Raw genomic sequence first — 5,242 nt, forward strand, 5'->3', positions numbered from 1 at the left:
AAGTCACACAAATAAGTCACACAAATAAGTGATCCAATCTTTGCCCACAAATTCGCGATCAGCTGAAAAGGAGAGAATTTTATCGACCCCAAAGATTTCCTAAAATTGGTTTAATAAACTGATGTGTGCTTAGGTGTGCGAATTTTTCTGGTGATCAAGCATGCTCCAAAACAAAGGAAATGTAATCTTTCCAACTCTAACAGCTAGTACGAGACAATTGATATTCTGCGTTTCAAACTTCCAATTAGCGCCATCGAGCATTAAATGCATTTTAGGAACTGGCTCCCAAATGCTTGATATCAAGGCTTTTGAGAAGAGCCCAGAATCAATTCCTTGTCCTTTTAAAAAAACGCCTGACGCGTTCAAGCTGGGATTTTATTGAAGGTGGAGCGTTCATCTTGTGGATCAGCGCAGGATGCTGAACCTTTCGCTGATCGATAAGTACGAAGGTTCATTTGCATTAAACATTGTTGTTTATTTTTAATAAAATAGCCTCTCTTTCGGATCTTTTAAAGACCCTTCAAAAAAGTGAGGGGGAGTATGCCATTAGATATATAATCTAAGCTTAGATTTTACTCTTTGCCTAGGTTTCCAAAGAGGTCTAGTGAAGAAACGTTTAAAATTTAATTTTTCTAGAATAGTAATTGTTTTTTTTATAAATTTTTTTAGGATTTAGTCTTTTCATTGAGAAATATTCATTTTTTGTGTTTATAGTAGTAACTTGTTGAGGATATTGATTTTTATACGGTTTTTTTCTATACTTTTCTTTGAATGAAGCGATAGTTGTAGAGGGAAATTTTTAATGAATTTTGAGCATTATACCGAAAAAGCCCAGGGGTTTCTTCAAGAAGCGCAATCTATAGCGATCCAAAATAGTCATCCTCAAATTTTAGCAGAACATTTAGCTTTTGCCTTAATTCAAGACGCTCAAGGTGTGGGGGCGTCTTTGCTTCAGTCCGCTTCTATCAATGCAAATCAAGTAAAATCGGTGTTAGAGCGTTTATTAAAAAAGATGCCTTCAGCAAAGGGGGGACAATGTAGTGCAGGGTCTTCTTTATTACAGGCGTTGAAAGAAGCTCAGGAATTTTCCCAAAAAATAGGAGATACTTTTGTCACGGTTCAGGCTTTATTGTATGGTGTGCTTAAGGTGTTAGATTTAGATCTTTCTCCCAAAATTGATATGAAAGCTTTGGAAAAAAGTATCCAAGAACTTCGAAAAGGACGTAATGCACATAGCGCTTCTTCTGATGCACATTATGATGCGTTAGAAAAATACACAAAGGATGTAACCGCACTTGCCCAGCAGGGAAAATTGGATCCCGTGATTGGAAGAGAAGAAGAAATTCGAAGAACTATCCAAGTTTTGTCTCGGCGCAGCAAAAACAATCCTGTGCTTATTGGAGAGCCAGGAGTAGGAAAGACTGCTGTGGTGGAAGGATTGGCTCAACGTATTGCTTCTTGTGATGTTCCAGATACTTTAAGAAATATGAGGATTATGGCATTAGACTTAGGGGCTATGTTGGCAGGAAGTAAATTTCGTGGAGAATTTGAAGAACGATTAAAAGCTGTTTTGGACGAAATTGAGCACAGTAAGGGAGATATCGTTCTATTTATCGATGAACTTCACACGTTGGTGGGGGCGGGAAAAACTGATGGAGCAATGGACGCTTCTAACATGTTGAAGCCTCCATTAGCTCGAGGAGACCTGCATTGTATTGGTGCAACTACTCTAAAAGAATATCGCCAATATATTGAAAAAGATGGAGCTTTAGCGCGACGATTTCAACCGGTTTTCGTAGAAGAACCTTCTGTGGCAGAAACGGTTTCTATTTTAAGAGGGCTTAGAGAGCGCTATGAGTTGCATCATGGAGGCGTGCGCATTACTGATAGTGCACTTGTCAGTGCTGCAACTTTATCAGATCGTTACATCAACGATCGATTTTTGCCAGATAAAGCTATCGATTTAATTGATGAAGCGGCAAGTCGTTTGCGTATGGAGGTGCATTCTAAACCGGAAGCTTTAGATGAAATTGATCGTCGGATTGTTCAGTTGCGCATCGAAAAAGAAGCCTTAAAGAAGGAAAACGATCTTGCAGCAAAGACGCGTTTACAAGGATGTATAAAAGAACTAGAGAATTTAGAAGAACAAAGCCGTATTCTTAGCACACAATGGGAACAAGATCGTACTGCTTTGCATAGTGTGAAAACTCTGAAAACCGATCTGGAAAAAGCTCGTAATGATCTTATTCAGGCACAAAAAGAAAGCCAATGGGAAAAAGCGAGTAAACTAATGTATAGTACTATTCCAGATTTAGAATCTCGGATTAGGGATGAACGAGAAAAAAGCTCTCATGCTCTATTAAAAGAAGAAGTGACTGAAGGAGATATCGCAGCAGTAGTTTCAAGATGGACAGGGGTGGCTATTGACAAAATCTTAACGCAAGAACGTCAAAAATTACTGCAAATGGAAAATTTGTTACGTCAGCGAGTTGTGGGACAAAGCGAAGCTATTTGTGCGGTCAGTCGGGCAATTTGTCGTGCACGAGTGGGATTAGCCGATACCAAACGTCCTATAGGATCTTTTTTATTTTTGGGACCCACTGGAGTGGGAAAAACAGAGCTTGCAAAAGCACTAGCAGAATTTTTATTTGATGATGAAACGGCCATGCTGCGCATTGATATGTCTGAGTATATGGAAAAACATTCAGTATCAAGATTAATTGGGGCTCCTCCAGGGTATGTAGGCTATGAAGAAGGGGGAGTACTTACTGAAAGTGTACGTCGACGTCCCTATCAGCTTATTTTATTAGATGAGGTAGAAAAAGCTCATGGAGACGTTTTTAATCTTTTCCTTCAAATTTTAGACGACGGCCGGTTGACAGACAGTCAAGGACGCGTGGTTGGGTTTAGCAATACGCTTTTGATCTTGACTTCAAATTTAGGAAGTCAGTACATGATGCAGGAAAAAAGTTCTGATCTTTCTTCTAAGACGCGCTCTCAGGTAATGGAAGTGGTACGCCACACGTTTAGACCAGAATTTTTAAATCGTTTAGATGATATTTTGTTTTTTCATAAACTTACAGAACAGCATATGCATCAGGTAGTACGTATTCAGTTAGACAATGTTCATCGGTTATTAAGCAATAAGCACATAAGGCTGCATCTGGATGACAGTGCTATCGAATTTTTAGCCAATGAAGGGTTTGAACCAGAATACGGGGCGCGTCCTTTAAAACGAATTATTCAGCGTAGAGTTTTAGATCCTCTTTCCACTTTAATTTTAGAGGACAAACTGCACGAAGGAGAAGAGATTTTTGGAAAACTTTCAGAAAACGGAAATGGTGTTACGTTTCAGATTCGTCAATAAAAATTTTTTTTCATAATACTTTAAGAAAACTACAAAAATTTAGGAGGAATTTTTTTATACAATGTTTTGATAAAAAAACTAAAAAAGACGAAAACTAAATTAGGAGTGTTAGCCCTCATCCTCAACTAAGTTGATTTTTTATGTTTTTTGATAATTAAATAATAGAAAATTCAAAAAAAATTGTATTCAATGAGACGTTATGCGTTGAGGGAGGGGGATCGGATCAAGGATCTTTTACTTGGAAACCCAGGGGATGTGAGCGTTACAACAAAAGCCTCCCCCGGTTTGTGGAGGCTATTTTATACCGTTACTGTGCAGGAATTCCGTGGAGAGGTTTGCGATTTTAAAGCTATCCATCCGCTTTACGAGGTAGAGCCAAAAGGGCGTATAGAAAAGAGTCTTTTAGGTGCTGGCAAAAGACGCCAAAACAAGTATGCGATGATCGATTTCACGATTGTGCGCGCCCACTAACACAGCGCTGGAACTAAAAAAAATGAGAACCAGGCCATCTTCATGCAATCTGTGATGCTTAAGGCGGCAATCCTACCAGCAATTCCATCGCTTTTCACTTGACAAAAGGTCAGCCCCATAAAGACCCATAATTTGGAAGGAGCTGATCACATCGTGAAGGCTGGTGCGGTGCTTGCCGATAAAGCGTATGATACCGATGAAAGGGGGCGGCGAAAACTCAAAGAAAAGGGGTGCAAGGCCGTGATCCCTCCTAAAAAGAACCGTTTGGGTTTTTAAATTATGATACATATAGCTAAACCATCATAAAAAGAACATGAAAATAGATCTAGATAAAATTAAGAATTACGTAATAAATTATATAATTAAATTTATGAGATATTCATTAGATTTTTGAAAAAAGTATTAAAAACAAAGTACAGGTTGTCATTTGAAAAAGTAGCCGCTAGATTTTGCATATCTAATCAAGATTTTCCAGATAGGTATAGCTATGAAAGGGCCAAGAGGGCAGAAGTCAGCGCTTTTGGTATCAGATATGCAAAATAGAGTTTAGGAGTGCATATAAAAAAACTTTCAATCATCCGATCCAGAGAAAAGGTCTACGTTTTGCCAAAAAATTGAGCAGAGAGTTTTATAGTGATAAAAGCGGTTTTGCTCATGATACGCCAAGAACGCATGGGTACTTTGATAAAGGCCATAGGCGCTTTAATTGGCAAAGCGATAATTGCAATTGGTTTGATATCTGGCTTACAAATTGGGTTAAATCTTGGGTTAAAGGAAAAGCTAGGCAAAAAATGCTAGAAGATATCATAGTTTGCTTTAGTTGCCTCCATATTCCCCCGATCTCACTCTCTATTGAGAAAAAATGTGCCCAAGCCACAAATATAAGAAGAACAGTACCTTGTTCAATTGATCACTTATTTCAATTCCATTTTTTGTAATCTTTTTATACTGATTTAGCTATATACTAATTCTTCTTGTATTTAATAAATTTTAAAATCTATCTTTATATAGGTTTTATATAAACTATTTTTTTATAACCTGTATTCATGATTTAGCTGTCCTTCTTAATAGGATCATGGAATGGGCTATCATACTCATGTTTTTAGCAGTCGCTAGGGCAATTTCATAATCTTTAGATACCCTTCAAAATAATTTGGCTATCCTATGTTCTTTCGACAATCCAACGCTTTAGCAAGTATAGCCCATCCTTGAGATATACGCTCTGAGATTGCTATAGTTTTATTCAATAGAGTTCTCACAAATTTCTCCATGGGGGTTCTATATCCATCATCTGCACACACTCCCTTTAATGTAGGATAATTTTTGCACCGCTTCCTTAAAAACTCTGCACCCAGCACCTGTGTCATTGGCCTTATGAACCGTGATATGGAGCAGATTGCCTTG

At 38.0% G+C, this 5,242-nt stretch carries 6 protein-coding genes; 4 read left to right on the top strand and 2 right to left on the bottom strand.

The window, feature by feature from the left end; all coding sequences use genetic code 11:
• Positions 1 to 129: 129 nt before the first annotated feature.
• Complete coding sequence (locus tag K737_RS00605) at positions 130 to 366, bottom strand: hypothetical protein (protein ID WP_035574697.1); 237 nt, start codon at positions 364 to 366, stop codon at positions 130 to 132.
• A gap of 436 nt (positions 367 to 802) precedes the next feature.
• Between K737_RS00605 and clpB the strand changes: the two genes are divergently transcribed.
• The 4 genes from clpB to K737_RS09800 all read left to right on the top strand — a co-directional run bounded on the left by clpB (position 803) and on the right by K737_RS09800 (position 4,636).
• On the top strand, positions 803 to 3,367 hold the full coding sequence (gene clpB, locus K737_RS00610; RefSeq protein ID WP_006290058.1) for an ATP-dependent chaperone ClpB: 2,565 nt from the start codon (positions 803 to 805) through the stop codon (positions 3,365 to 3,367).
• A gap of 255 nt (positions 3,368 to 3,622) precedes the next feature.
• On the top strand, positions 3,623 to 3,838 hold the full coding sequence (locus K737_RS00615) for a hypothetical protein (RefSeq protein ID WP_152531007.1): 216 nt from the start codon (positions 3,623 to 3,625) through the stop codon (positions 3,836 to 3,838).
• 153 nt (positions 3,839 to 3,991) lie between these two features.
• On the top strand, positions 3,992 to 4,114 hold the full coding sequence (locus K737_RS11325; RefSeq protein ID WP_161630390.1) for a transposase: 123 nt from the start codon (positions 3,992 to 3,994) through the stop codon (positions 4,112 to 4,114).
• Between the two features lie 357 nt (positions 4,115 to 4,471).
• A complete protein-coding gene (locus K737_RS09800) occupies positions 4,472 to 4,636 on the top strand; it encodes a hypothetical protein (protein ID WP_023492429.1) in 165 nt (54 codons plus the stop codon).
• Positions 4,637 to 4,995: 359 nt separating this feature from the next.
• Here the strand turns inward: K737_RS09800 and K737_RS09805 are convergent, their stop codons facing one another.
• The gene (locus K737_RS09805) at positions 4,996 to 5,205 is read right to left on the bottom strand and encodes a hypothetical protein (protein WP_024161320.1); all 210 of its coding nucleotides are present in this window, start codon (positions 5,203 to 5,205) and stop codon (positions 4,996 to 4,998) included.
• Positions 5,206 to 5,242 lie beyond the last annotated feature (37 nt).

The organism is Holospora undulata HU1 (assembly GCF_000388175.3).
In the GTDB taxonomy this organism is placed as follows: domain Bacteria; phylum Pseudomonadota; class Alphaproteobacteria; order Holosporales; family Holosporaceae; genus Holospora; species Holospora undulata_A.